24 protein-coding genes and 1 pseudogene are annotated in these 26,281 nt (G+C 51.7%); 8 read left to right on the top strand and 17 right to left on the bottom strand.

Annotation, left to right across the window (positions count from 1 at the left end):
- The first annotated feature begins 137 nt into the window (after positions 1-137).
- Positions 138-1,196, top strand: a complete 1,059-nt coding sequence (cax, locus tag J2T14_RS08360; protein WP_307469758.1) for a calcium/proton exchanger — start codon at positions 138-140, stop codon at positions 1,194-1,196.
- A 55-nt stretch (positions 1,197-1,251) separates the two neighbouring features.
- On the opposite strand, the gene J2T14_RS08355 is transcribed toward cax, so the two are convergent.
- From J2T14_RS08355 to J2T14_RS08335, 5 genes are all read right to left on the bottom strand, one after another.
- Complete coding sequence (locus tag J2T14_RS08355; RefSeq protein WP_307203900.1) at positions 1,252-1,539, bottom strand: YlaN family protein; 288 nt, start codon at positions 1,537-1,539, stop codon at positions 1,252-1,254.
- Between the two features lie 134 nt (positions 1,540-1,673).
- A complete protein-coding gene (locus J2T14_RS08350; protein ID WP_307203899.1) occupies positions 1,674-1,916 on the bottom strand; it encodes an HPr family phosphocarrier protein in 243 nt (80 codons plus the stop codon).
- 115 nt (positions 1,917-2,031) lie between these two features.
- The gene (locus tag J2T14_RS08345; RefSeq protein ID WP_307469754.1) at positions 2,032-3,156 is read right to left on the bottom strand and encodes an aminopeptidase; all 1,125 of its coding nucleotides are present in this window, start codon (positions 3,154-3,156) and stop codon (positions 2,032-2,034) included.
- 64 nt (positions 3,157-3,220) lie between these two features.
- Complete coding sequence (locus J2T14_RS08340; RefSeq protein WP_307469752.1) at positions 3,221-3,856, bottom strand: hypothetical protein; 636 nt, start codon at positions 3,854-3,856, stop codon at positions 3,221-3,223.
- Positions 3,857-4,081: 225 nt separating this feature from the next.
- The gene (locus J2T14_RS08335) at positions 4,082-6,031 is read right to left on the bottom strand and encodes a diguanylate cyclase (RefSeq protein WP_307469750.1); all 1,950 of its coding nucleotides are present in this window, start codon (positions 6,029-6,031) and stop codon (positions 4,082-4,084) included.
- A 465-nt stretch (positions 6,032-6,496) separates the two neighbouring features.
- Between J2T14_RS08335 and rpsD the strand changes: the two genes are divergently transcribed.
- Positions 6,497-7,096 carry a 30S ribosomal protein S4 gene (gene rpsD / locus J2T14_RS08330; protein ID WP_307203894.1) on the top strand — a complete coding sequence of 200 codons (600 nt, stop codon included), beginning with the start codon at positions 6,497-6,499 and terminating at the stop codon, positions 7,094-7,096.
- 176 nt (positions 7,097-7,272) lie between these two features.
- Positions 7,273-7,383 carry a YjcZ family sporulation protein gene (locus tag J2T14_RS08325; protein WP_307203893.1) on the top strand — a complete coding sequence of 37 codons (111 nt, stop codon included), beginning with the start codon at positions 7,273-7,275 and terminating at the stop codon, positions 7,381-7,383.
- A gap of 110 nt (positions 7,384-7,493) precedes the next feature.
- Here J2T14_RS08325 and J2T14_RS08320 read toward each other — a convergent pair.
- Positions 7,494-8,055: pseudogene (locus tag J2T14_RS08320) on the bottom strand (flotillin domain-containing protein); the annotation flags it as partial.
- Between the two features lie 60 nt (positions 8,056-8,115).
- Positions 8,116-8,646: a protease gene (locus J2T14_RS08315; protein ID WP_307469746.1), complete on the bottom strand. Its 531-nt coding sequence runs from the start codon at positions 8,644-8,646 to the stop codon at positions 8,116-8,118.
- Positions 8,647-8,946: 300 nt separating this feature from the next.
- Here J2T14_RS08315 and J2T14_RS08310 point away from each other — a divergent pair, with 300 nt between their 5' ends.
- The gene (locus J2T14_RS08310; protein ID WP_307469744.1) at positions 8,947-12,015 is read left to right on the top strand and encodes a transglycosylase domain-containing protein; all 3,069 of its coding nucleotides are present in this window, start codon (positions 8,947-8,949) and stop codon (positions 12,013-12,015) included.
- Between the two features lie 228 nt (positions 12,016-12,243).
- The gene (locus J2T14_RS08305; protein WP_373458118.1) at positions 12,244-12,636 is read left to right on the top strand and encodes a VOC family protein; all 393 of its coding nucleotides are present in this window, start codon (positions 12,244-12,246) and stop codon (positions 12,634-12,636) included.
- A gap of 58 nt (positions 12,637-12,694) precedes the next feature.
- Here J2T14_RS08305 and acsA read toward each other — a convergent pair whose 3' ends face one another.
- Positions 12,695-14,419, bottom strand: coding sequence for an acetate--CoA ligase (gene acsA, locus J2T14_RS08300; protein WP_307203887.1), 1,725 nt, complete (start codon positions 14,417-14,419; stop codon positions 12,695-12,697).
- Positions 14,420-14,670: 251 nt separating this feature from the next.
- On the opposite strand from acsA, the gene J2T14_RS08295 reads away from it, so the two are divergent.
- Positions 14,671-15,306, top strand: coding sequence for a GNAT family N-acetyltransferase (locus J2T14_RS08295; RefSeq protein WP_307469735.1), 636 nt, complete (start codon positions 14,671-14,673; stop codon positions 15,304-15,306).
- A gap of 53 nt (positions 15,307-15,359) precedes the next feature.
- The gene (locus J2T14_RS08290; protein WP_307469732.1) at positions 15,360-16,541 is read left to right on the top strand and encodes an acetoin utilization protein AcuC; all 1,182 of its coding nucleotides are present in this window, start codon (positions 15,360-15,362) and stop codon (positions 16,539-16,541) included.
- Positions 16,542-16,616: 75 nt separating this feature from the next.
- Here the strand turns inward: J2T14_RS08290 and J2T14_RS08285 are convergent, their stop codons facing one another.
- The 4 genes from J2T14_RS08285 to J2T14_RS08270 all read right to left on the bottom strand — a co-directional run bounded on the left by J2T14_RS08285 (position 16,617) and on the right by J2T14_RS08270 (position 19,534).
- Positions 16,617-17,315 (bottom strand): 5'-methylthioadenosine/adenosylhomocysteine nucleosidase, encoded by a 699-nt coding sequence (locus J2T14_RS08285; protein WP_307469730.1) that lies wholly within the window; start codon positions 17,313-17,315, stop codon positions 16,617-16,619.
- A gap of 5 nt (positions 17,316-17,320) precedes the next feature.
- Complete coding sequence (gene ccpA / locus J2T14_RS08280; protein ID WP_307469729.1) at positions 17,321-18,325, bottom strand: catabolite control protein A; 1,005 nt, start codon at positions 18,323-18,325, stop codon at positions 17,321-17,323.
- Between the two features lie 193 nt (positions 18,326-18,518).
- Positions 18,519-18,932, bottom strand: a complete 414-nt coding sequence (locus J2T14_RS08275) for a hypothetical protein (RefSeq protein ID WP_307203881.1) — start codon at positions 18,930-18,932, stop codon at positions 18,519-18,521.
- A gap of 152 nt (positions 18,933-19,084) precedes the next feature.
- Positions 19,085-19,534: a VanZ family protein gene (locus J2T14_RS08270; RefSeq protein ID WP_307469726.1), complete on the bottom strand. Its 450-nt coding sequence runs from the start codon at positions 19,532-19,534 to the stop codon at positions 19,085-19,087.
- Between the two features lie 62 nt (positions 19,535-19,596).
- Between J2T14_RS08270 and J2T14_RS08265 the strand changes: the two genes are divergently transcribed.
- On the top strand, positions 19,597-20,127 hold the full coding sequence (locus tag J2T14_RS08265) for a type 1 glutamine amidotransferase domain-containing protein (protein ID WP_307469723.1): 531 nt from the start codon (positions 19,597-19,599) through the stop codon (positions 20,125-20,127).
- Here J2T14_RS08265 and ptsP read toward each other — a convergent pair.
- From ptsP to J2T14_RS08240, 5 genes are all read right to left on the bottom strand, one after another.
- Positions 20,124-21,866, bottom strand: a complete 1,743-nt coding sequence (ptsP, locus tag J2T14_RS08260) for a phosphoenolpyruvate--protein phosphotransferase (protein ID WP_307469720.1) — start codon at positions 21,864-21,866, stop codon at positions 20,124-20,126. The genes J2T14_RS08265 and ptsP overlap by 4 nt on opposite strands.
- Positions 21,863-23,749, bottom strand: coding sequence for a glucose PTS transporter subunit IIA (locus J2T14_RS08255; RefSeq protein WP_307469717.1), 1,887 nt, complete (start codon positions 23,747-23,749; stop codon positions 21,863-21,865). The genes ptsP and J2T14_RS08255 overlap by 4 nt, the downstream gene beginning before the upstream one ends.
- Before the next feature lie 173 nt (positions 23,750-23,922).
- Positions 23,923-24,351 (bottom strand): CoA-binding protein, encoded by a 429-nt coding sequence (locus J2T14_RS08250; RefSeq protein WP_307469714.1) that lies wholly within the window; start codon positions 24,349-24,351, stop codon positions 23,923-23,925.
- A 34-nt stretch (positions 24,352-24,385) separates the two neighbouring features.
- A complete protein-coding gene (gene aroA, locus J2T14_RS08245; RefSeq protein WP_307469712.1) occupies positions 24,386-25,681 on the bottom strand; it encodes a 3-phosphoshikimate 1-carboxyvinyltransferase in 1,296 nt (431 codons plus the stop codon).
- Positions 25,682-25,717: 36 nt separating this feature from the next.
- On the bottom strand, positions 25,718-26,242 hold the full coding sequence (locus J2T14_RS08240) for a shikimate kinase (protein WP_307203874.1): 525 nt from the start codon (positions 26,240-26,242) through the stop codon (positions 25,718-25,720).
- Positions 26,243-26,281 lie beyond the last annotated feature (39 nt).

Here is a 26,281-nt window from a genome sequence, read left to right as displayed (position 1 = left end):
ATGGATACGCGGTAATCAAGAAGCGCATGCTTTGTTTACAACCGTATAGCTTATTATATTGGTAAAAGTTTACTTCCCCCGTTTTTTTCGCTATATTATTAGCAGGATTTCAGCACAGTCAAAAAGAGGTGGATCTAATGAATCAGAAGTTGTTTTTCTCAGGGCTCATCCTCATGTTCGCGCTTAGCGCGATTGGCCATTACGCCCATTGGGACATGATCGTACAGTTCGTCATTTCCGCGATTGCGATTATATTCGTGGCTGGCTTTCTCGGCAAAGCGACGGAAAGCGTCGCCCACTACGCCGGACAACGGCTTGGCGGCTTCCTTAACGCCACGTTCGGCAATGCAGCCGAGCTCATAATCGCGATCTTCCTCGTTAAGGAAGGCTTGTTCGATATGGTGAAAGCAAGCTTGACCGGCGCCATTATCGGGAACCTGCTGCTAGTGCTTGGACTTAGTATTCTGCTTGGCGGCTTGAAATACAAGGAGCAGCGGTTCAATAACCGGCTCGCCGAACATAACGCGACGCTCATGGTCATGGCCGTAATCGGACTGTTCGTTCCGGCCGTATTCATCGTTTCCGAGAAGTTCACCTTCGATAAGGACCAGTTTCTAAGCCTCGCGGTAGCGGGCATCCTGATTATTTCCTACGTCCTGTGGCTAGTCTTCTCGATGGTTACGCATAAGGATATGCTCGCGGATGTCGAGATGGCTGCCGATCACGGCGAAGAGCCTGCCTGGTCGAAGAGGAATTCGATCCTGTTCCTCGTGCTTGCCACCGTCATGGTCGCATTCGTCAGCGAATGGCTCGTTCATACGCTGGATTCGTTCGCTGAGCGCTTCGGCTTGTCGGAGCTGTTCATCGGGGCGTTCGTCATTGCCATCGTCGGCAACGCGGCGGAGCATAGCGCCGCGGTCGTTCTCGCCATGAAGAACAAGATCGGGGCAGCCGTCGAGATCGCTATCGGCAGCAGCTTGCAGATCGCCTTGTTCGTTGCTCCGGTGCTTATTATCATCAGTACGCTATTCGGCAACACGATGGATATCGTATTCACGCCAATCGAACTGACAGCTATCGGCGTATCGGTCTTCATCGCCAAGTCCGTCTCGCGAGACGGCAATACGAACTGGTACGAAGGCGTACTGCTGCTTATGGTTTACGTTATACTCGGGATCGCGTTCTATTTGGTATAGCTTTCTTGAGACGGCTATATGGGCAAAAAAAAGGAGTAGTCTCCCGAATGGGGGACTACTCTTTGCGATCTAACGCTTCATACAGCATGGCAAGATTTCTCTCAAGCCTGCTAACGATTTCTTTCCCGGCCAGCTCGGCAATCAATCCGGCGCGAACGGCAAAGTCGACCTCTCTCGAGAAACCGTACATTTGCGTATCTAGAACTTCCTCGTACAGCGGACATTGACGAGTAGTCAAGTTTTCCATCTGAACTTCGATCAGTTTTTCTATTTTACTCGCATCTTCCTGAAGGAGACGAAGCGCTTTCTCATGCAATTGGACAGTTATTTCCGGTGAAGACATCGTTTTCCCCCCTGTGCGCGTACCGCCGTCTTCTATACCTTTTATATTAGACGAAAAAGGACGAATACACAAGGACAAAACAGAAAAGCACCCCTGCGCGTAGCGAGGAGTGCTCTAGTCGTATTCTTGTTCGATTATTCCGTAATGACCGAAACATTAAGGTTGTGCTTAGCGAATACGGCAGCCATAGCAGCCTTCGCTTCTTCAGCGTCAGGTCCGTGAACGTGAAGCTCGTAAGCATGGCCTCCCACTAATGTCGTGAATAGTCCGAGAATGCTCTTTACATCGATATATTTACTCTCGGCTTGTAGAACGATGGATGAGCGGAATTGGCTAGCCGTTTGGGAAATTTCAACTATTGCGGCATTATTGGACATGGGAGATCCCTCCAGTTATTTTAGTAAAGCTTACCTTTGACACCATGATAACCCGAAATCTCGCATCCATCAAGAGGCAAAATGAAAAACGCTTTAATTTCCAATTTTCATAGCCTTACTTTTCGCCTTTCAGGTTTTCCGGATTTAACGCTTCAAGCTCGGGAATAACGAATCGGCCGTCCTTGCGGATCAATACGTCGTCGAAGTAAATTTCTCCGCCCCCGTATTCCGGTCTCTGGATAAGAACCAAATCCCAGTGTACGGACGAGCGGTTGCCGTTGTCGGTCTCTTCGTAAGCTTGACCTGGCGTGAAGTGCAGGCTGCCGGCGATTTTCTCGTCAAACAGGATATCGTTCATCGGGTGCAAAATGTAGGGATTGAAGCCGATCGCGAACTCCCCGATATATCTCGATCCCTCATCCGCATCCAATATTTCGTTCAGACGTTTCGTATCGTTGCTCTCGGCTTTGACGATCTTGCCGTTCTCGAAGGTGAAGGATATGTTCTGGAACGATACGCCGGAGTATACGCTAGGCGCATTGTACGTAATCGTGCCTTGGACGGAATCGCGGACTGGCGCCGAGAACACTTCGCCATCCGGGATATTCCGGTGTCCGGAGCATTTTTTCGCGCCGATATCTTTGATCGAGAACGTAAGGTCGGTGCCCGGAGCCACGATGCGAACGCGATCCGTTCTTTTCATCAGCGCCTGCAGCGGATCCTGCGCCTTATCCATATTCGCGTAATCGAGATTGCATACGTCGAAATAAAAGTTCTCGAACGCTTCCGTGCTCATATTGGCAAGCTGCGCCATGGACGGATTCGGATAACGCAGGATAACCCACTTCGTCTTCTTGACGCGCTGCTCCATATGTACGGGATTACGGTAAATTTGTTCGTACAAGCGCATTTTCTCTTCCGGAACATCGGACAGCTCATTCGCGTTCTCGCCCGAACGAACGGCTATATAACCTTGCATGTTCTTCATACGCTCCAGATCGAGCGCCGCCCACAGCTCAAGCTGCTCTTTGGTTGCATGATGCAGCATTGTCCGCAGCACCGAACGGTCGCTCGTTTCGATGAATGGCCTGCCTCCCCGCTTAGCCACCTCTTCGATCAAACTCTTGGCAAGCTCCCGCTCCGTTCCGATTATATCGATCAACACATTTTCGCCAGGCTGCACATCAATGGAGTAGCCAACCAGATTTTGTGCCAGCTTCTGTATTCGAGGATCGCGCATAATGGTTTCATCTCCTTCGTCATTATGTAACATCTACTTCATTATCGTACCACGAATGAAGACGTTATTGAACGGCTGCGCTCGAAGAGCCTTCGAAGGCTTGGAATCGAATCGCCGTATGGCGCGCCTCGGAAGCCGTCTTGCCGCCGTATTCGTATTGGAATACCGTCTGCTCATCGAGTCTCAGCGGCAGCAGCCGATTCCTGTCGATAACAAGCTCATAGCTCGATTTCGTGCGCATCGAACTCAGCATGGCCTCAAGCTGCTTGCGTGACCGCTCAGCCTCCTGATCCCATTCTTTTTTATACGGGGCCGATACAGGCGGCTCATTCACCATTAGCGCCTCAAGCTGCTGCCTCAGACGCTGCTCCCACCTTTTCTTCGATGCCTCGTCATCCTCCGCAATTTGCAGCGTTATCGTGTCCGGATCGGAAGATTCGCTTATAACAATGTTATTTTTGTCCGATTGGGCAAGCGACTCCAGAACGAGTACAGGATTAATATGCAGCTGATCGCCGCTGTTTGTTTGGAGCGTTAATTGCTTATGGTCGATGACCTTGCCTTCGAAGGTTCGGGGACTGAACGACGTTCCGCCGTTCAAACTCATATTCATAGACCCGGTGAACGTATATTGATCCATCGCCGCAAGCCCGGAATAAGACAACGAAAGCCAACGTTTGGGTTCTCTCTGTACGGCCATGCTGCTACAGCCTCCTAAAGCGATGCTAACGCATAACAAGATGCAAGCTGCCGTCTTCACCTGTTTGTATCTCATAAGCTCTCCTTCCGCGTTACAGACCTTCTACGTAGATTCCCCCGACGTATCCCCGCCTTATTCCTCTTGCCGGACAGAAATAAAGAAAGAAGCGCCGATAACGGCGCCCCTTCCTTGTACTATGAACATATCTGTATAGGCTTCAGCCAGCTAGCTCTGTCCGACGAAAATGCAGTTTCTTCCGTTGTTCTTCGCTTCATATAAGGCCATATCCGCGCGATAGAATAAGGACTCAACGCTAATCTTCTCATTCTCGAATGTCCATTCCGATACGCCGCAGGATACAGTGACGACCGGATCGGTCTCCGCCTCGACATGGATCCGAATACGCTCGGCAATACGGTAAGCTTGCTCCGCTCTAATGCCGGGCAAATAAACCGCCAGCTCCTCGCCGCCCCAGCGTGCGGCTATATCGCCTTGCCTGATCGATGCGTTAATAATATTGCTCACTTGGATCAATATTTGATCGCCTACCTGATGACCGAACGTATCGTTTACCTTCTTGAAATAGTCGATGTCGACCAGAATGAGCGCGCCGAACGGATCTTTCCTCTGGCGGTTCTGAATTTGCTCGTTCAAATAATGGCGTGCATGCAGGCCGGTTAAGTTGTCGGTAATGACCATTCTTCGTACCTCGGCATGCAGTGACGCATTCGTTACGGCCAGACCGATGTGCGTGCTCATCACTTGAAGAAGTTTGTAGTTCTCGTACGAGAAGAAGTTCGGCACCTTATGCGTAACGAGGATGACTCCTACCACTTCGCCGTCCACGATAATCGGAGCGGCAATAAGCGAACGCGAGCCCGTATTGTCCATCAGCTTGGAAGTAACGACTCTCGTATGCCAGTAGTCCGATATGATAAGAGGCTCTCTCGTCCTGTAAACCATGCCGCAGAAGCCGTATTCAGGCGAGAAACGCTCGCTTGCCAGCGCGGGGAAGTTGCTCGACATAACGACAAACTGATCCTTCTCCTTGTTCATCTGCAGGACGCAGCAATAATCGGCATCGAATATCTTTAATAACTCGCTCGTCGCGAATTGGAATATTTCCTTGAGGCGCAGCGATTGATTGAGCCGCTTCGTCAATTCATTGATAAGCCTAAGTTCGTTAATAAGCAGATTAGACTGCTCGTACAGCTTCGCATTCTCGAACGCCGATCCCGCCGTATCGGCAAGCAGAAGAAACGCCGGCAAGTCTGCCTCGTCCCATTTGCCCGGACCAATCGTCATGCATAACACGCCATATGCGGCCTGCTTGCCTGTCATCGGCACGGCGAGACGAATCGTTCCGTCACGGTCGTGCTCGGTTTCGGACCGCCCGTCCAGAAACGCTTTCGCAACGAGATCATGCGCCGCATTCTTGAATACGAGCGGCTTCACGCGCTCGTCCCCGTTCAGATGGTCCTGCGATAAATAAAGATGGACCTCGGAGTTTGGGTAAAGCTGCTCCAGGCTGCTGAGCATTTCCGACAGCACCGACGATACGTCTATCTGATCGTAAAGCCGCTTCGCGGCGAGAAACAGCGCATCTCTCCGCTTTGCTTCCTTCTCCGTCTGCTTCTGCTGCAAGAGAAGATCCTGTACGAATAGTTGTTCGAATCGGCGGTAGAAGCAGCTCCGGAAGTGGAAGCCGCATATTTCCACGCTTTGCGCATATTGCGCTGTTGAAGCCTCGGATTGGGCTGCATAACATAAGACCGAAAATATCCGATCATCCGTGCGTTTCCTAATCGGTACTCCTACCAGATGCAACGTGTCCGAACTCGCTGAAATCGCAATTTTCCGCTCAAACACGGAAGAAATAACGTCATTCAATAACACCGCATAGCCTTCCTGCCAATCAACTCCATGGTGCCCTGCTGCGGCTATACGTCCGCGATCTGCTCCGAATAATGAAAATTCACCAGAACGGAGCAAAGGAAGTCCATCTGCCTCATTGATCCACTGGTGAAAGCTGTCTGCTAGTAACGGCGGCAAATATGGCTCGTCCGCTTCGGTAATATCTTCGCTGGCAAACCAAACGGCTTCTGTTTCTGTAGATGCGAGATCTTCCGTTAACGATTCACTGTAAGCAGGATCATTGTTAATCCGATTAACCATCCGGCACCCAACCCTTCCGTTTGTATAGCCAGGAGATGAGGTTACATTATATGATAGACATAATAGATAAGTTCAGCCTGTACTGTATTTTATACCATAAACAGGAGGCGGTTAATACGCCTGAATCAGGCGTGTTAACTAATATTTCCTTAAGTAAGAATATTAATATATTACTTCATATTTGATGTTTTTGCACTACTCGATCAAAAAATTATAGGACTTTAGATGCTTATTACAAACTTTTAAATATTCAAAGCATAGCTTGACATTTTGGGTAGATTTCATATAATATTTATTGTTGAATACATGGGCGTACGGTTTTGTGTCACCCTCAAGGATTACGTTCGCTGATAGGCCAGCGGCTGAAGTGCAGATCAGGGACGAGCATGCTCGGACACTCGAACGTATACGGCGAAACACAACCCCATTCTCAAAATTTATTTGATGAAGGAGTTAACACGACGCATGTCACGTTATACAGGACCTAAATTTAAGTTGAGCCGCCGCCTTGGAATTTCTTTGAGCGGTACAGGAAAAGAATTGAAACGCGCCTTCCCTCCGGGTCAGCACGGCCCTAACCAACGCAAGAAAATGAGCGGTTACGGCATTCAATTGCAAGAGAAACAAAAGCTTCGCCATATGTACGGTTTGAACGAAAAGCAATTCCGCAACTTGTTTGACAAAGCGGCAAAAATGAAAGGTAAAGCCGGTGAAAACTTCATGGCTCTCCTTGAAAGCCGTCTTGACAACCTTGTGTACCGTCTTGCACTTTCCAACTCCCGTGCTGGAGCACGCCAATTGGTCGCTCACGGTCACGTAACTGTAAATGGCAAAAAAGTCGACATCGCTTCGTACACCGTTGCTGTTGGCGACGTAATCGGCTTGCGCGAGCGCAGCCGCAGCCTGAAAGCTATTAAAGAAGCTATGGAAGGCCGTCATCACCTTCCTAACTACCTTGAGTTCAGCGAGCAAGCAATGGAAGGCAAGTACGTTCGCCTGCCAGACCGCGGCGAGCTGTCCCAAGATATCGACGAGAAACAAATCGTCGAGTTCTACAGCCGTTAATAAGATTAAGCCGCATGAATGCACCAGCATTCATGCGGTTTTTCTTTTTTGAGTCTGCCTTCTCGCCTCGCCCATTTTACATATAAACGTTAGCCCCCGTAACAAATACCCAGTCATCCGGCACATGATGCTCATACAGTAAAGAGTACTCAACACGTAAGGAGGTGCATTGTATAATGTCCGGTTACGTAGGTGGTGCTTTTAACAACGTTGGTGCTATTCTGGTTCTCTTCATCCTGCTCGTTATTATTGCTTGTAGCTGCGGAATTTTCGGCGGCGGCTACTAATCCAATGCTCTGAACGGTTGCCTCCATGCACAATCAGACATTTAACCCCATATCCCTATACAGCAAGAGGCCCGCGCTGCGGGCCTCTTTGCTATAGCAGAATAAATCGATTACTCCTGCTCGGTCCTTCGGTTAAGATTGGACGGCTCAGGCGAAATCGCTCTTGAGGTTAGTCCCATTATCAGCTGATTGACATCTATCCCCGATACGCTCTTCAGCATTTCGGGTGCGGTTGCCATTAGATCGGTTGCAATGGTGAGCGTATCGATCGCCTGAATCGGAGCTGCAATCTGTCCAGCGAGCTCGGGCAGCATTTTCAAGATAATATCGAGAACGGCCGTCTCGCCGAATTTCTCGAAAGCGTGAGCGAGCTTCTCCTTCGCCTCTGCTTCCGCCAGACCACGCAATCTGATGACTTCGGCTTCGGCCGTGCCTTTCGCTTTCTCCGCTTCCGCAACCGCAAGGCCGTCAAGCCTCTTCTGCGCCGCAAGCGCCTTCGCCTCGGCTTCTATGCGATATTGGATGGCGTCCGCCTCGCGCAGCCGCTTCGCCTTGTCCGCCTCCGCGGCTTGCTCTACGGCATATCTGTCCGCATCCGCCTTCTTCCTTCACTTCGGCATCGTATTGCTTCTCGCGGCGCAATAATTCCTTCGCTTCCAGATCGATATCGCGCAATCGTGGGTATCAACAAATATTCCGGCATATACGATTACTCCTCTCTATTGCTTAGCATTAGGATAAGTCCACTTCGGATACATATAACGTATGGTCCTTTACCTCGACAACGACGACGCGGGAGCCGGCAATAATCGGGACGCCTTCGTAACTCGCCGCAATTTGATTCGTAAATCCCGCCCCCACTTTAACGAGCACTTCGCCATATCCTTTGGCGGGAACAGTGACAAGCACTTCCGCGAGCGAGCCTGACAAAGCATGCAAGGAGAATGCGATGGGATTCTCGCTTCGCTCCATCGGACGGACATATAGTAAGAAAACGCCAGCTCCTGCGGCTAAGGCAATAAGCACCGATAGAGCCAATATGACGCCTGCACTAAGCGGAGTATATCTGGTTAGCATAATGCCGGCGCCGCCAAATACGGTTAAGCTTCCAATAAGAGCGGTTGGCTGCAGCCAGGAATGGCCGTCCAACGTCAGGAAATCAAGCATGCCGTCCAAAGTCATACTAAGCCAATCGCCGAATATGACGCTGACGATCGCATACAGGATGCCGCCGATGAGACAGGCTAAGTACAGCGTTTCCACTATCGCTCATCCTCTTCCTTTAACCATATTTAACAACTATTCCCGATTTGTATTATGACATAATAGCCGTTATGTTTCGAAATCGCTTAAAAAGAAGCAAATAATCTGTATTTTGATCTATTTTCCTCGTTTTTCGCAGTCGCAGGCCGTTTTATTGCCGAAATTCATATCCGAGCAGAACTTTTTCTCCCCCTAATACGTCAATGGATTAACGAATACTATGACCATATGGTTAGTACCTGCTTCTAGAGGTGTTTTATGTTATAATGGACTTGCTATTTTGGAGGGGGAATTAAAAAGATGCAAGAAGAACGTCAACCGGCGCCAACGGAACGAAGCAAATGGCGAACATTCGGAATCGTAACTTTTATAACCGTAAAATGGATGGTTTACTTCGGCATATTCATCGGCTTGCTTGCAGGCGGTGCCGTAACCGGCTATGTGGCCGCACTCGTGAAAAACGAAGAGGTCAGACCCCGTACCGTCATCGAGGAGAGAGTCGGGGAAAATTCGCTTACCGGTTATGTATATTTCAATGATGATTCGCTCGTCGGACAGCTTCGAACCGATGAGGACCGCTTGATCGTCGAGTACGAGGACTTGCCGCAGCAAGTGATCGACGCCCTGCTCGCCGTCGAGGACAACAACTTCTTCGAGCACTACGGCGTTGATATTAACGGTCTTGGACGTGCGGTTAAGCAGAAGCTGCTTAACGAGGAAACCCAGACCGGCGGCAGTACGCTGACTCAGCAGCTTGCGCGCCGGGTATTTCTCAGCTTGGACAAAACCGACAGCCGGAAAATCAAAGAAATTTTCTTGTCGCTCCGCATGGAACGATATTTGACGAAGCCGGAAATTTTGGCTGCGTACTTGAACAAGATGCCGTTCGGCAACGGCTCGAGCGGATATCAAGTATTCGGGATTAAGGCGGCAGCCAAAGGAATCTTCAACATTACCGATCTGAACAAGCTTAATATTGCCCAGTCTGCCTATTTGGCGGGCTTGCCGCAGCGTCCATCCGCTTATACGGCGTACACGGGCAAAGGGCAATACAACGAAGAAGGCATCGAGCTTGCCATTGATCGCCAGCAGATCGTCCTTCGCCGCATGCTGGAGACAGGACGCATCACTCAACAGCAATATGACGAAGCGCTCGCCTTCGACATTCGCAAGACGTTGGCCGCACCTAGCGAGAAGGCCTATACCACGTATCCGTATCTCATGCTCGAAGCTGAACGCCAAGCGGCGGAAATTATGCTTATGCAGAAAGATCCGGACTTGACGAAGGAAGAATTGCGCAAGAAGGAAAACGCGCCAATGATCGAGGAAGCTAGAGAGCATCTGCTTCGGGGCGGTTACAAAGTATACACGACGATCGACAAAGATATTTACAAGTTTATGCGCGAGATCGGCTCCAATGAAGAGAACTTTACGCCTTATAGCGAAGAGAAAGGCCTTGAGCAAATCGCAGCCGTCATGCTCGACCACAAGACTGGCGCCATACTCGGCATGCTCGAAGGTCGCGACTTCTACGAAGAGCAGTTAAACTACGCCACTCAGATGACTCGCCAGCCAGGTTCGACGATGAAGACGATCGCAGCCTATCTGCCTGCGATTGAGCAAGGCATTATTCAACCGGCAAGCATCATCGATGACTCGCCGATCGTCATGAAGGACTATCAGAAGGGCTTCCACATCCCGATGAACGTCGACAAAAAGTTCTCCGGCCTTGTAACGGCACGCGAAGCGCTTAACAAGTCGATGAACATACCGGCGCTTAAGATTTTTAACGATAAGCTGAAAATCGAGAACGCTTGGGCCTTCGTCAAGAAGCTCGGCATTACGACACTGCAGCCAGAGGACGATGGCGCTCAGACGGGCGTAATCGGCGGTCTCAGCATCGGCGTCTCGGTAGAAGAGCTTACGAATGCATACGGCTCAATACCGAATAACGGCATTTATAACGATTCATACATGATCGAGAAAATTACGGATGCGGAAGGCAAAATCATTTATGAGCATAAATTGCAGCCGGAGCGCGTGTTCTCCGAGCAAAGCGCGTTCCTGATGACCGATATGCTCAAGACGGTTATTTCCAGCCCGTCCGGCTCAGGCTACGGCATAACATCGCAGTTCAAGCATTATGGCGACATTCCGATTGCAGGTAAAACAGGTTCGACGCAAAGCTATGGCGATGTATGGTTCATGGGCTTCTCGCCGGACGTCACGCTCGGCGTATGGGCAGGTTATGAGGAGCAGGTCAACTCCCTCTCCACGGAAGGCAAGAAACGTGCCAGAGCGATATGGGCTAAAATTATGGATCGACTGGTGGAAACAAAGCCTGAGCTGCTCGTTACCGATCGTTTCAATAAACCGGACGGTCTCGTGAAAGCAACCGTCTCGAGCGCAAGCGGCTTGCTTCCGAGTCAATTGACGAAAGAGGCGGGCATGCTCGTAACGGATTGGTTCAATAGAAAGTATGTGCCGAAGGCCGTTGACGATTCGCTGGTGAAGATGGCTTATATAACGTATGAAGGCGTCAACTATGTACCGAATCCGGCTACACCGCTCGATATGCTTAAGGAGCAGATCGTCGTCAAGCGCAAGAAGCCGCTTGATGCGCTTATGGATGAAATCAAAGCCGCGCAAGCGAAGCTGCCTGCGAAGAGCAGAAGGCCGATGTCGGCCTACTTGCCGAAGGATGCGGCTAACGACGCGCCATCCAAGCCGGATCCGCGCGTTGACGATGGCGCAGCGCCGCCGCCTCCTAGCAACGTTAGGCTAAAAGATGCCAATGGCGCATTAATTCTAACATTCACCGATAGCGCAGCAAAGGATGTCGTAGGTTACCGCGTGTACAAATCGGTTGACGCGGGAGCTTATACGAAGGAAGGCGAATCGATTCCTGCCGGAAACGAGTACAAAGCGAAGTTTTACGCGTCGAACGCGCATAGCTACAGCTATTATGTTACGGCCGTCGATGTCGTAGGCAAGGAATCCCAGCCAAGCTTAATGGTTCAATACGGGAACGCCCCGGTCATACCTGAGCTCCCAGGCGATGGCGGCGGCGATCCAGGCACGGAACAACCAGCGGGCAACGTTCCTGCCGCTCCTGAAGGCTTGCAGGCTGACAAAAACGAAGTAAGCGTTAAGCTTAGCTGGACGCCGAACTCCGTATCGGATCAAGTTACGCAGTACCATATTTACTACAGTCCGGACAATAACGGACAGTATTCAATAATCGGCTCGACAAGCGAATCGCAATTCGAGTATATCGGCGTATTCGTAACAGGCGCGTTCTACATTACCTCCGAGAATGCGAGCGGCCAATCCGCTGCTTCCCAAGTGGTCATTGTAGGCGGCCAATAGCGATTACAATAGCTTTCCATGAAACAAAAGAAACGGTATCCCCTTAGCCATGCGGCTTGCAGCGGGATACCGTTTTTTTATGTTTTCCATACGTTGGATGACATACGATGAATCCTTCTCGAACGATCAACCCTCTATCAGCAACCCGGCTTGACAGCTTTGAATTAGATCGATAACATAAAACAGGATTCAAATTTCACTTTACTCCTATGAGGCTAGATGAGAGGAATGGTCGTTTTGACAAACAAACGTATCGATCATGTCGGGATAATGGTCAAAGATATGGAGGCTTCCATCCGGTTCTATACCGAAGTTATGGGATTCGAGCTTAAGGGGCGTTTGCCTCACACGAACGGCGTAATCGAGCTTGCCTTCCTAGGCTTCGGACAATCGGACGAGACCGATCTGGAGCTCATTCAAGGCTACAATGACGGTTTGCCCATCGAAGGCAAGGTGCATCATTTCGCGGTTACTGTGGACGATATCGAGACGGAGTTCAAGCGTCTGAAGCAGCTTGAAGTTCGATTCGTCGACGAAGACATTACGACTTTGCCGAACGGCTATCGTTACTTCTTCGTCAGCGGACCGGACGGCGAGCGAATCGAGCTATTCCAAAGGTAAGCTACATAAAATAACCGAAGGCGGCGCAGGATCATCCCTGCGCCGCCTTCAGTATTTATTAGTCCTCGATGGTAGACAAATCGCCGGTCGGCAAGTTAAGCTCCCAAGCCTTGAGCACGCGTCGCATGATCTTGCCGCTGCGCGTCTTCGGCAGCTTATCCTTGAATTCGATCTCGCGCGGTGCGGCGTGAGCGGAAAGGCCAACCTTGACGAATTGCGATATTTCCTTCTTAAGCTCTTCGGACGCCACGTAGCCTTCACGCAAAGCAATGAACGCTTTAATGATCTCGCCGCGCATCGGGTCAGGCTTGCCGATTACGCCGGCTTCGGCCACTGCGGGATGCTCGACCAGCTTGCTCTCGACCTCGAAAGGTCCGACACGTTCGCCGGATGTATTGATAACGTCATCGATTCGGCCTTGGAACCAGAAATACCCTTCTTCGTCCATATAAGCGGAGTCGCCCGAAACATACCAGCCTTCCAAGCGGAAGTATTCCTCGTACTTGGACGGATTGTTCCAAATCTTGCGCATCATCGAAGGCCATGGCGTCCGTATAGCCAGATTGCCCATCCGATAAGGCGGCACTTCGTTGCCGTTATCGTCAATGATTGCAGCTGATACGCCTGGAAGCGGCTTGCCCATGGAGCCTGGCTTAATGTCCATGCTTGGGTAATTGCAAATGAGCTGGCCTCCCGTTTCCGTCATCCACCATGTATCGTGAATACGCTGGCCGTATACTTTCATTCCCCAGCGGACAACTTCCGGATTAAGCGGCTCGCCAACGCTAAGCACATGACGCAAGCTGGACAGGTCGAACTGCGATACGACGTCGTCGCCTGCGCCCATCAGCATGCGGAACGCCGTTGGCGCGCTATACCATACCGTTACGCCGTACTTCTGTATGACGCCGTACCAGTCGCCAGGACTAAACCGGCCGCCGCGAATAACAATCGTTGCGCCGTTCAACCATGGCGCGAAGATGCCGTAGGACGTTCCCGTTACCCAGCCCGGATCGGCCGTACACCAGTAAACATCATTCTCTTGCAGGTCGAGTACGACCTTGCCCGTGTAGTAATGCTGAACCATCGCGTTCTGGACGTGATATACGCCCTTCGGCTTGCCGGTAGATCCCGATGTGTAGTGCAGGATGAGCCCATCCTCGCGACCAAGCCATTCGATCTCGGCTTCGTCCGACGCTTGACTCAGCTCGGCGGCAAAATCCAATATGCCGTCTTCCGTCTGTACATCCTGGCCGAATACGAAAATATGTTTAAGCGCGGGCAACTCTTCGCGTTTGATCCGTCCTAGCAAGGAGGGAGTCGTAACAATTGCGATCGCTTCGCTATCTTGCAGCCGGTCCTTTACAGCCGTCTCCATGAATGCTTCGAACAGCGGTCCAACGACCGCGCCTACCTTCAGCGCGCCTAGCACGCTGAAATACAGCTCGGGCGTTCTTGGCATGAAAATAAATACACGCTCGCCCTTCGTTATGCCATACTTGCGCAGCACATTGGCGAAGCGATTCGATTGTTTGCTTAGCTCCTCATACGTATAGGACTCGTCACGGTCGTTATCACTGTAATGCAGTGCGATTTTGCTTCCTTTGCCCTGCTCGACATGGCTGTCTATCGCTTCATAAGCCATGTTTACTTTACCTGTGTCGTACCAGCTGAACCGACTTTCGATTTGTTCCCAATTAAAGTTAGCTGCCGTTTCCTCATAGTTTGTCAAATTCGCTTTAGTTGCCGTTGCCGGAATACGCTCTTGATGCAAGTTGATCATTCTATCACTCTCCCATCAAATCTGTCTACTGCTACCATAGAATGCGCTTTCATGAAGTTTTGTCTATTCTTGCAGGCAAACAAGCCGACAAACCAAAACGATTCGTATGGCATTTAACCGCCACGATCATTATAACATAACCTTTTTCGCTTCGACTATGCTTTTCATTTCGCATGATGTTTGTTATAACCATATTAATAGAGCATCGCCTTGAGCACGGGCTGCATGATCATACGAAAGGGGATTTGCTGTTGGAACATCGAAAACGGTTGCAGCGCGAACGGATCGAGCTGCCGGGCAATCGGGAGCTCGTTATTGAAGGGCCCGTACCGCCCGAGCAGCTCGCTCAGCTTGCGATGCATCCTGCGCTTGATGCGTTCAGAAGGCCGCGCGACCAGCATGAAGCATTGGTCGATATCGCCGGTCTTGATGAAGGGAGAATTATTCTCGTGCGCGAGGCGGATACGATTGTCGGCTACGTGACGTTTCATTATGCGGACGAGTTGGAACGCTGGTCCGAGGGCGGCATGATCGATCTGATCGAACTTGGCGCGATTGAAGTCGCCGATGAATACCGATCGTTCGGACTTGGCAAGAAGATGATACAGCTCGCTTTTGCCGAAGACCAGCTTGAAAATATGATTGTTTTTACGACGGAATATTATTGGCATTGGGACTTGGAGGGCACGAAGCTCAATGTGTGGGAATATCGCAGCATGATGGAGAAGCTGATGAAGTCGGTAGGCATGATCTGGTTCGCGACGGACGATCCCGAGATCTGCTCGCACCCTGCCAATTGTCTCATGGTAAAGATCGGCAAAGAAGTGCCGCTTAGCTCCGTGGAGCAATTCGACCGCGTAAGATTCCGGCAGCGATTTATGTATTAACACGGTTATGACCTATGGCATAGGCTTAACCTTTCTGGGAGGCTATAAGGGGAATGTCTTCAAACGCGATTTTCTTTCATCATCCGGGTTCGGAAAAATATAAGTTCGGAGAGGAGCATCCCTTCGATCCGATGCGGCTTACGTTAACGGTCGATCTGTTAAAGCGCATGGGAGCGCTGAAAGACGATCAAATCCAGGCGCCCCATCTAAGCGCGGACGACGAGCTTCTGGCGCTCGTGCACAGGCAGGATTACTTGGACGCGGTCAAGCAGCTCAGCGCTCCGGTTTCTGGCGAACATAACGACTCGCTCGCCGGGAAGTACGGTCTGCAAACCGAGGACACCCCGTTCTTCGCCGGTATTCATCAAGCGGCTTCCGCAATTGTCAGCGGCTCCGTAGCGGCCGCTGATGCCGTTATGAGCGGACGGACGCTTCATGCGTTTCATCTTGCAGGCGGGCTGCATCACGCCTTTCCCGAGCGTGCAGCGGGCTTCTGCGTTTATAATGACGCCGCCATAGCGATTGAGCATATTCGCCGAACGTACGGCGCAAGAGTGCTCTACATCGATACCGACGTCCATCATGGCGACGGCGTGCAGTGGGTTTTCTATGCCGACCAAAACGTATGCACCTACTCCATCCATGAGACGGGACGTTTTCTGTTCCCGGGAACGGGCTTCGTTCATGAGAAAGGTGTCGACGGCGGGTTCGGCGCTTGCTTCAATGTGCCGCTTGAACCCTATACCGAGGACGAATCGTGGCTGGAGAGCTTCAACGTGACGCTACGCAAAGTGATTGCCGCCCATAAGCCCGACGTTATCATCAGCCAGCATGGCTGCGATGCCCACGCCTATGATCCTCTCTCCCATATGCATTGCAGCATGCGAATCTATCGGGAAATTCCGGCTATCATACATGAACTTGCGCATGATTATGCGGATGGCAAATGGATTGCGCTTGGCGGCGGCGGATACGATATATGGCGCGTCGTTCCAAGAGCATGGGCGCTCGTATGGCTTACGATGATCGAGCACCCCATTACAACCGACCTTCAAGAAGCAGGCGGTGGCACTCCGCTGCCCGCTGACTGGCTCGGGCAATGGTCGGCTTCCTCTCCTCATGAGCTTCCTTCGCATTGGATGGACGATCTTACATTTATTCCTCCCATTCCCAGACGCGATGAAATTACGCTCAAAAATCGCATGACGCAGCAAATCGCGATTCAGGATCTATGAGAAGAGACAAAAAAGCACCCGCCCGGCCGATCGCGGAAGCGATCAACACGGCAGGTGCTTATTTGTTCTTGCCTGTTATATATGCTTGACCATATCGTCAATGATCCGGTACGAGTTATTCGCTGCTTGAATCGTAAATTCCGCAAAATTCACATGCGCGGAACCGTCGGCCTTGTCAGACATGGAGCGAATGACGACGTACGGGATCCCGTTCATATCGCATACTTGCGCAACGGAAGCTCCTTCCATCTCGGCACATGCCCCTTCAAACGTATCATGCAGCAGCTTGACCGTCTCACGGCTCGCAATGAACTGATCGCCGGATAATACGATGCCTTTCAAGCTGCGGCCTGGAAAGTGGCGGTCGCTAGCCGAAACGGCAAGCTCGATCAGCCTCTCGTCGGCCGGAAACTCCGATCGGTTATGGAAAGGAATCGTGCCTCTCGCAAAGCCCAGCGGCGAGCAATCCATATCATGCTGAATGCTGCTCGTCGATACAACGATATCGCCGATGTTCAATCGCGGGTCTACCGCTCCGGCTACACCAGTGAACAATACGCAGTCCGCGCCGAGATCGAGCATAATTTGCGTACATACGGCGGCGTTTACTTTGCCTACGCCCGACTTGCAGTAGACGACTTCCTTGCCGTGAAGCTTGCCTTCGTAATACGTAATTCCGGCCTTCGTTACCTCGGAAGCTACTTCCGTATGCTTATGCAGCAATTCGATTTCTTCAACCATCGCGCCAATAATTCCGATTTTGTTAAACGGCATTTCGATTAAATTCCTCCAACTGATTGACGCACCACAATTTCATGAGGCAATACCACTTGAGATTGATCTACGTTCTCTTTCTTCATCAGCTTCGTAAGCAGACGCATCGATACGGCGCCAATATCATACATAGGCTGAGCTACGGTAGTAAGCTGCGGCCTTACCATCGAAGCCATACGGCTATTGTCTACGCTTATAACCGAGAAGTCGCTTGGTACTTTCAGTCCCGAATCTTGAATCGCATGAATGGCGCCGATCGCCATCTCATCCGTAGCCGAGAATACGGCCGTAGGACGCTCCGACAGCTCGATGAAATATCTCATCGCATCGGCACCGGATTCGTAGCGATAGTTGCCGATCCGAACGAGCGAATCGTCGTAGGGGATGCCGGAAGCTTCCAGCGCGCGCTTGTACCCTTGGAAACGGGCATAGCCGTTAGCCGGGTCTTGCAGCGTTCCGCTAATCATCGCGATGTGCTTATGGCCTTGTCCGATCAAGCTCATGACCGCGTCATAGGCTGCGCTCTCGTGATTAATGTCTACCGAAGGAACTTGTCCGCTCTCGTCAGTCGTCGCGCACAGAACGATCGGCACATTCGCCGTCTTAAACGCCTGTAGATGCTCGTCGGTTACTGGAGCTCCGAGGAACAGCAAGCCGTCGACCTGCTTCTCAAGCAGCGTATTGATAACGCGAATCTCCTTGTCCTTCTTCTTGTCCGCGTTAGCCAAAATAATATTATAATGATACATATTCGCTATATCTTCTATGCCCCTGGCTACCTCTGCATACATCGCATTCGATATATCGGGAATAACAACGCCTACCGTTGTAGTCTTCTTGCTTGCCAAGCCGCGAGCGACGGCGTTTGGACGATATCCAAGCCGTTCAATCGCTTCATATACCTTCTTGCGCGTTGCAGGCTTTACGTTCGGATTGTTGTTCACAACCCGGGAAACCGTAGCCATGGATACTCCTGCTTCTCTTGCTACATCATAAATGGTTACCGTCACGGTCTTCTCCCCATTAGCTCAGATTTTTATTGTTACGTACGCCGCATATTAAAGTAATGATACGACAAAATATTACTTTTCGCAATGTTAACGCTTATCGTTTACGCTTACGGAGTAAGTAAAATAACCATATGAACGATTCATTCTTGCGCATCGCTCACCCGGGAGGATCTAGCTATCGGTCGTAGTACCGTTATGTAAGCAACGTGCGACGGCTAAGCTGCTTCAGCCGCTTATCCAAATCTTGAATCCATGCCTCGTCGTTCAGCGTCTGTGCCAGCAAGTAAAGATCGAGCAATTGGTTAACGCGCTCCTCGAAGAGACGCTCGACCGCGCCGCGATCCGTATGCTGCTTGTAAGCTTTCGCCTCTACTAACAAACTTGCCCATTCATTGCATTCGTTAAACAAAAAAGTTTGTTTATCCGGCTCTGCGCCAAGCTGGGCGATCAACCCGGTCAAATCGGGCTTAACCTCGGGAATAACCTCGCTCCGGTGGCAGGCCGAGCAGGAGAATATCGGAACGTTATCGATTTCTACTTTTCCTGAAAATATAACTGTACGCAGCTTCATCGTCATAATGTCACCGCAATGACACCGCTTTTGCAAAGTGGTCCACTCCTTCTCATGGCAGCTTGAGCCTATTATCAATCTCTAGGCACAAAGAGTTAGAAAGGTAATTCGACCTTTTTCGCAAAAAATCCTGCTTATGTCGTCTATGTAATTTTTACTACCGCAGGCAACAAGCGTTAAACGATTGCCTATTGACTATTCGGATGGGATAGTTTCCTTCTTAACCGACTGATTGGCCGCAGCAGACCGATCAATACCCAGGCACTTGCACCGATAATATCGTTCCGAAGATCGAGCGGATCAAGCATCCGCCCGCCTACGAACGACTGGTGATACTCATCCGTGACGCCATATGCGCCGCATAGCACGATTGTGAGCAGCTTAACGGATACCCGCTCAGAGCGGCGCCCGAATCCATAATCGAGCAGCATCGCGAGCAGGAAATACGATACAAAATGTCCCCAGTTGAAGTCGTCCATGAACGGGAGAAGCTTCTGCAATAGCGGCAGCACCGTATCGAGCTGCTCGCCAGTTCGCGAGGACAAGGCGAAAATAAAAGCCATCCAAAGAACGGCTGGAATAAAACGATAAATTTTAATACGGGGCTTCATGCGTCGAATCGTTTCTGTTTGCTTCATTGATTCTCCTTCGTTACAATAATAGAGTTGGTTACAGACGTACACGTTGGAGGGGAAAAGGAATGTCCTTGCAAAAAAAAACGGTCATTTGCTTACTGGATGACGAGTTTGAAGATTTGGAACTATGGTATCCGGTCTACCGCACTCGCGAGGCCGGGGCTACCGTACTCTATGCCGGACCTGAGAAAGGCAAAAAGTATATCGGAAAATATGGCGTTCCCGCTGTTGCGGACCTCTCGTTCGATGAGGTGAACAGCGAGGACATCGTTGGCTTGCTCGTACCGGGCGGCTGGGCGCCGGACAAGCTGCGCCGTTATCCGAAGGTGCTCCAGCTCGTGCAGGAGCTTAATGCCCAGAATAAGCCGATCGGCCAAATCTGCCATGCGGGCTGGGTGCTCGTCTCCGCCAAAATTCTCGAAGGACGCAAAGTCACTTCAACGCCCGGCATTCGCGACGATATGGAGAACGCGGGCGCAACCTGGTACGACGAAGCTGTCGTTGTCGACGGCAATCTAATCTCGGCGAGACGTCCGCCGGATCTGCCTGAATATGCCAAAGCTTTCGTAGACGCACTAGAACAGCGAATGGGCTAACCATTCGCTGTCTTCACGTCTACGCGCTCCATGAAGCGGGTCAGTACTTCAATAATCTCGCTGCTCGTGCTGCATTCCTGCAGCTGCCGCAGCACCTCTCGGCTATCATCCTGGGTCGTGCTAAGCAGTCTCTCCTTCACTGGCAAGATCGAATGCGACGACATGCTTAGCTCTTCGACGTCCAGGCTCAGCCAAATCGGCAGCGCGCGCAAATCCCCCGCCAGCTCACCGCATACTGCAATCTTGATTCCATTTCGCTTTGCCGCGTCTACCGTCATCATCAGCATTCTTAGCAGCGCAGGATGGAAAGGCTCATACAGATGCGAGATTTCCTCGTTCATCCGATCGACCGCGAGCGTAAATTGAACGAGATCGTTCGTTCCGATGCTGAAGAAGTCAACTTCCTTCGCCAGCATATCGGCTATCATGACCGCTGCAGGAACCTCGATCATAATTCCGACCTTGATTTCTCTGTCGTAAGGGATGTCTTCCTGCTCAAGCTCCAACTTCGCTTGCTCCAGAATCGCATTGGCCGCTCTAACTTCATCGACCGAAGAGATGAGCGGATACATAAGCTTCACTTGGCCGTAATGACTTGCGCGAAGAATCGCGCGAAGCTGTGTCTTGAACAGATCCTGCCGGTCAAGCGAGATACGAATCGCCCGGTAGCCAAGGAAAGGATTATCCTCTTCCGGAAGCTCGAAATAATCGAGCTGCTTGTCGCCGCCGATATCGAGCGTCCGAATGACGAGCGTGTCTCCGGCGAGCTTCTCGGCGACGCCTTTGTAGACGTCGAACTGCTCCTCTTCTCTTGGGAACCGGTTACGGTCCATGTACAGAAACTCGGTACGGAACAGGCCGACGCCATGCGCCCCGCTTGCCAGCGCAATATCCAGTTCCTTGATCGAACTAATATTAGCCGCGAGTTCAAGCGTCTTGCCGTCCGGCGTCATAGGGCGATGTCCCGCAATATTATGAAGCTTCTTCTTCGCTTCCTTCTGCCGGTCGTGAAGCTGCGAATACATTTCGATGATTTGTTGCGTCGGTTCCATGAACACTTTGCCGTCGCTGCCGTCAATAATGATCGTTTGCCCCGTCTGAAGCGGCTCCTCCAGCGACAGCTCAACGCCTACGACGAGCGGAACGCCAAGCGCTCGAGCCATAATGGCGGAATGGGACGTCGTGCTGCCAGCCAGCGTTACTATGCCAAGAACATGCTGCGGGTTAATATGCGCGAGCTGCGAAGGGGACAGCTCCTTGGCAATCAGAATGAAAGGCTGCGTATCCGAAGGAAGCGTAATTTCTGGAGCGCCAAGCAGATGCTTCAGAAGCCGGTTGCCGACATCCTTAATGTCCAGCGCGCGTTCCTTCATGTATTCATCGTCCAGCAGATCGAACATCGTCACAAAATGATCGATCGCTTCCTTCACCGCAACCTCGGCCGCTTTATACTGCCGCTGAATGATGCCTTGAATTTCATTCATGAATACAGGATCGTCCAGAATGGCGAGATGCGCGTCGAAAATATGCGTCTCCTCCGAACCGACAACCTCGCGAAGCTCATCCTTGATTTGCTCGATTTCGCTTTTGGACGTCCGAATGCCTTCATAGACGCGTTCGAACTCCCGCGCAAAATCGGCAACGTCGATTTTTTGCTCCGGAAGCTCCCACTCCCAATTAGGCAGCACGAAGGCTCTCCCGATCGCAATGCCCGCTGACGCTCCTATTCCTTGAATCATTGTGCTTCCCCTCCACCATTTCTCTCTTTAAGTACAACCGATAAGACCGAAGACTGACCTTTCTTCACCGCTTTGAACGGCGCAAAGCGCCAAGAGTGCACGAGATCGGAGTTCGTTATGACCATAGGGGTCGCAAGCGACTTGCTTTCCTTCTTGACGCGCTGCAGGTCGAACCTGATGAGCAGCATGCCTGGCACAACCTCGTCGCCCTCTTTCACGACGGCATTGAAGTACGACTTGCCCGCCAGCTTCGACGTGTCGATCCCGATATGGAGCAGAACCTCAAGACCTTCTTCCGTCCGTATGCCTATGGCGTGCATCGTCGGATATATATGAATGACGACGCCTTTAACCGGCGATACGAGCTCTCCGCGATCGGGAATGAACGCGACGCCTTGTCCGACCAGCTTGCCGGCGAAGATCGGATCGGGCACTTCCTCAAGGGGAATCATTCTGCCTTGCATCGGCGAATTGAACAGTACCTGCGCTTGATCGCGCTTGATCGTCTTGCTCATTTCCTCGCGTATAAGCTCGGAATACGTGCCGAAGACGACTTGGACATGTCCTCCGCCAAGCTTGATAACGCCGGCTGCCCCGAGATTGCGGAGCGAGTTCGTGTCGATCAGCTTCTCGTTGGACACTTTAAGACGCAGCCGTGTAATGCAGGACTCCATTTGGACGATATTTTGCTTGCCGCCGATTGCTTGGAGGATAAGCGGAGCGCGGTACGGAATGTCGCCTGCCCATTCATCGAGCTGCGAGCCTTCCTCGCGTCCCGGCGTCGGGATACGGAACTTTCGTATCGCCCAGCGGAACAAAAAGTAATAGACCAAGCCGACGACGACGCCTATCGGAATAAGCAGCCATCCGCGAGTAGCCAAATGTTCGTTGATAAGGTAGTCGATCGCGCCGCCCGAGAACGAGAAGCCATGCTTAATGCCAAGCTCGTACGTCACCCACATGATGATGCCGGACAGCAGCGCATGAACGACGTATAAGTAGGGAGCGACGAATAAGAAAGCGAATTCGACCGGTTCGGTAACACCTGTCAAGAAAGAAGACAGTGCGGCATACATAAACGTCTTGCGGATTTTCGGCTTCAAATCCTCGCGCGCCTCGTGAATGATCGCGAACGCAATCGCAGGCAAAGCAAACATCATGGTCGGGTACATGCCTGCCATGAACGAGCCCGCCGTTGGGTCGCCTGCGAAGAAACGCGGCAGATCGCCATAAACCATCTCGCCGGCTGCCGTCTCAAAGCCGCCAATCTGGAACCAGAAGACGTGGCTGACGAGATGATGCAGGCCGAATACGACGAGTATCCGGTGCACGAAGCCGTAAAGGAATACGCCGAAGCCGCCACCCGAGGCGACAATGTCGCCTAGATCAATCAATAACCGCTGCAAATACGGAGCTACCCCGACCATCCCGATGGAGAAGATCAGAGAAATAAAGCTGACGAACAGCGGCACAAATCGCGGACCGCCAAAAAACTGTATATATTCGGGCAGCTTGAGATTTTTGAACTGCGCATGGCTTATGCCTGATGCCACGCCGATAATCGTGCCGATGAGCACCGTCGGCTCGATCTGAGCCTCTACAGAGCCCGTTATTCCTTCATAAATAAACATCCCTACAAGGGCAGCCATGCCTGCCGACAATGCATTGCCGGTCATGCCAAGCGCGATTCCGACGGCAAATATGTAAGGCAAAAACATGAATACGGCTCCGCTTGCCGCTTGCAAATAACCGGACATGCCGGGCAAGCCGACCATGTCCCATGGCAGCTGGCTTAGACTAAGAAATATAGCCGCTGCAGGCAGCACAACCATCGGCAGCATGATCGCTCTGCCGAGCTGCTGAAAGCTTCCTATGGAGATCATTACGCACCCCCTATCCGTTCACGAATTTATCACCGAAACGAAACGCTCCTCGCCGCCAAAGGACGGTGCGAGCCGTTTCGCCTTGTCCGTAAATGTCTACTTCGATGTTAAGCGTATAAACCTCATTTGTCAAAGCAAAAGGCGAGCCTCAAGGCCCGCCCTTTGCCCTATAATTACTGCTTGCCTTTCGGTAGAAGGATCGAATCCTCCACCTTAATGCAACGATCCATAATGACAGTGAGGCCGCCGGCCACCGCTATCGAAGCTGCTTCCTCGCTCGAGATGCCGAGCTGCAGCCATAACGTTTTCGCGCCGATCGCTGCAGCCTCTTCGGCCACGGGAGGCGTATGCTCGCTGCGTCTGAACACGTTGACGATATCGACGGGGAAAGGAATATCTTTAAGGCTAGGATAACTCTTCTGTCCAAGTATGCTGTCAGCGTTCGGGTTTACCGGAATGATCGTATACCCCTTGGCTTGCATCGCTTCGGACACCATGTACGATACGCGGTCGGGCTTATCCGACAGTCCGACGACCGCGATCGTCGTACTGCCTTGCAGAATCGACTTTATTTCCTCTCGAGACGGGTGTTGATACGCCATTGCCGCACCTCAATTCATTAGTTTTGAACCGCTATTACGCTTCGATCCATTCCACATTCGCGCCAAGCGCCTTTAGATGGTCGAAGTAAATCGGATAAGACTTGGCGACATGATGCGCGTCACGAATTCGGATCGGCTCTTTCGAGCGCAAACCTACAATCGTAAGCGCCATAATAACGCGATGGTCGTAGTGCGCATTAATCTCAACGCCGCCCTCAACGCCCTCCGGACGTCCATGAACGATAATTTCCGCTTGACGCTCCTCAACATTCGCTCCTGCTTTGCGTAGCTCGTTCAGGTAGTCGGTAATCCGGTCGCATTCCTTGTATCTTAGGTTCTCTACGTTATAGAAGCGCGATGTGCCTTCTGCGAATACGGCAGCCGCTACCATCGCAAGCACGGCATCGGTTGCATGGTCGCCATCGAATTCGACGGCTTTCAGCTTGCCATTGCCCTTCACATGGACGATGCCGTTCTCGTGCGTGAGCGGCGTTTCCATCATCTTGAGCACATCCACTACGGCGCGCTCGCCTTGCTTGCTGCGCTCTTCGAGGCGATGAACGATAACATCGGATTGCGTAACCGCAGCAGCCGCAAGAATGGCTGCCGAGCCCGGGTAGTCGCCCTGCACCGAATACGTCTTCGCCGCATAACTTTGGTTTCCTGGAACGCGGAAGCGCATGTAATCATCATCCGCGTGGATAACGATACCCGCCTGTTCCAATACTTCCAGCGTCTGGCCGACTACGACCTTCGACTTCAGATCATGCAGCACTTCAATCTCGCTGTCTTCCTCCAGCAGCGGCGTCAAGAACAGCAGCGCGCTCAGGAACTGCGAGCTGATATTGCCGGATACTTGAATGCGGCCGCCCTTCGGCTTGCCGCCTTGGATGCGAATCGGCAGCTTGCCTTCGCGATGCTCGATCTTCACGCCCATCGAGCTGAGCGATTCGATCAGATCGTCATGCGGGCGCTTGCCGAGCGAATCCGGGTAACGGTTAATAAACGTAATGTCGGGGCATAGCGCTGCGATTGCCATCAAGAAACGAAGCACCGCTCCCGCATTGCCTACATCCAGTTGTTCGGCAGGCTTCGGATTGCGGCCGAAGCCGGTAATGACGATCTTCTCGTCATCCTCTTCCACGATTGCGCCGAGAGCGCGAATACAGCGGCGCATCGCATCGCTGTCCTCGCTGTGCGCAGGATAATAGATCGTGCTCGTTCCATCGGCAAGCGCGGCTACCAGCAAGTAGCGCGTCGTATAGTTTTTGGAGGAAAGCGCTTGAATTTCCCCTTGTAGCTTTGGAGTAGGTGTCACTAAAACGTCCATAGTTCGTATGATCTCCTTTTACTATAATAGTATCCTCTACTGCTTCTTGCCCCAATGTTCCATAATAACCGCAACAACTTCGTCTGCCGTCAAGCTTGTCGTATCTACGGCGATATGCGCAAAGTCGTAGGCATGCTTTCGCTGCTCCAGCAGAGTATTCACCCGGCTTGCGGCATCGCCTTGAAGCAGCGGGCGAGCGTCGTCCGACTGTACTCTGTCAATAATCCGAGCAGCGTCAGCCGTTAGCGCAACGACAAGTCCCGATGCCAGCATCAGGTCCCGGTTCGCCTCGCGAAGCACCGCTCCGCCACCCGTTGCAATGACGGACGGCGCATCGTTTGCCAGGATGTCCGCCAGCACGCGCGCCTCGATATCCCGGAAGCCCTCTTCCCCGCTCTCGGCGAATATGTCCGATATCGCATGTCCCGTGCTGCTCACGATCCGCTCGTCAACGTCAACGCGCTTGCATTCGAGGCGGCTGGCGAGCAGTTTGCTGACGGTTGATTTGCCTGTTCCCATGAAGCCAACCAAAATCAGTTTGTTACCATGCTGCCGTTCCATTGTAGCTGATCCACCCTTTTTCCTATTGATCCATCGCAT

This window comes from Paenibacillus harenae (genome assembly GCF_030812415.1).
Lineage (GTDB): Bacteria > Bacillota > Bacilli > Paenibacillales > Paenibacillaceae > Pristimantibacillus > Pristimantibacillus harenae_A.
The sequence above is the reverse complement of the archived record's forward strand: the minus strand, read 5'-3'. Positions and strand labels throughout refer to the sequence as shown.

Coding starts and splice junctions, on each gene's coding strand:
- cax (WP_307469758.1), top strand. CDS start 138: ATGAATCAGAAGTTGTTTTTCTCAGGGCTCATCCTCATGTTCGCGCTT.
- J2T14_RS08355 (WP_307203900.1), bottom strand. CDS start 1,539: ATGTCTTCACCGGAAATAACTGTCCAATTGCATGAGAAAGCGCTTCGT.
- J2T14_RS08350 (WP_307203899.1), bottom strand. CDS start 1,916: ATGTCCAATAATGCCGCAATAGTTGAAATTTCCCAAACGGCTAGCCAA.
- J2T14_RS08345 (WP_307469754.1), bottom strand. CDS start 3,156: ATGCGCGATCCTCGAATACAGAAGCTGGCACAAAATCTGGTTGGCTAC.
- J2T14_RS08340 (WP_307469752.1), bottom strand. CDS start 3,856: ATGGCCGTACAGAGAGAACCCAAACGTTGGCTTTCGTTGTCTTATTCC.
- J2T14_RS08335 (WP_307469750.1), bottom strand. CDS start 6,031: ATGGTTAATCGGATTAACAATGATCCTGCTTACAGTGAATCGTTAACG.
- rpsD (WP_307203894.1), top strand. CDS start 6,497: ATGTCACGTTATACAGGACCTAAATTTAAGTTGAGCCGCCGCCTTGGA.
- J2T14_RS08325 (WP_307203893.1), top strand. CDS start 7,273: ATGTCCGGTTACGTAGGTGGTGCTTTTAACAACGTTGGTGCTATTCTG.
- J2T14_RS08310 (WP_307469744.1), top strand. CDS start 8,947: ATGCAAGAAGAACGTCAACCGGCGCCAACGGAACGAAGCAAATGGCGA.
- J2T14_RS08305 (WP_373458118.1), top strand. CDS start 12,244: ATGGTCGTTTTGACAAACAAACGTATCGATCATGTCGGGATAATGGTC.
- acsA (WP_307203887.1), bottom strand. CDS start 14,419: ATGATCAACTTGCATCAAGAGCGTATTCCGGCAACGGCAACTAAAGCG.
- J2T14_RS08290 (WP_307469732.1), top strand. CDS start 15,360: ATGTCTTCAAACGCGATTTTCTTTCATCATCCGGGTTCGGAAAAATAT.
- J2T14_RS08285 (WP_307469730.1), bottom strand. CDS start 17,315: ATGCCGTTTAACAAAATCGGAATTATTGGCGCGATGGTTGAAGAAATC.
- J2T14_RS08270 (WP_307469726.1), bottom strand. CDS start 19,534: ATGAAGCAAACAGAAACGATTCGACGCATGAAGCCCCGTATTAAAATT.
- J2T14_RS08265 (WP_307469723.1), top strand. CDS start 19,597: ATGTCCTTGCAAAAAAAAACGGTCATTTGCTTACTGGATGACGAGTTT.
- ptsP (WP_307469720.1), bottom strand. CDS start 21,866: ATGATTCAAGGAATAGGAGCGTCAGCGGGCATTGCGATCGGGAGAGCC.
- J2T14_RS08255 (WP_307469717.1), bottom strand. CDS start 23,749: ATGATCTCCATAGGAAGCTTTCAGCAGCTCGGCAGAGCGATCATGCTG.
- J2T14_RS08250 (WP_307469714.1), bottom strand. CDS start 24,351: ATGGCGTATCAACACCCGTCTCGAGAGGAAATAAAGTCGATTCTGCAA.
- aroA (WP_307469712.1), bottom strand. CDS start 25,681: ATGGACGTTTTAGTGACACCTACTCCAAAGCTACAAGGGGAAATTCAA.
- J2T14_RS08240 (WP_307203874.1), bottom strand. CDS start 26,242: ATGGAACGGCAGCATGGTAACAAACTGATTTTGGTTGGCTTCATGGGA.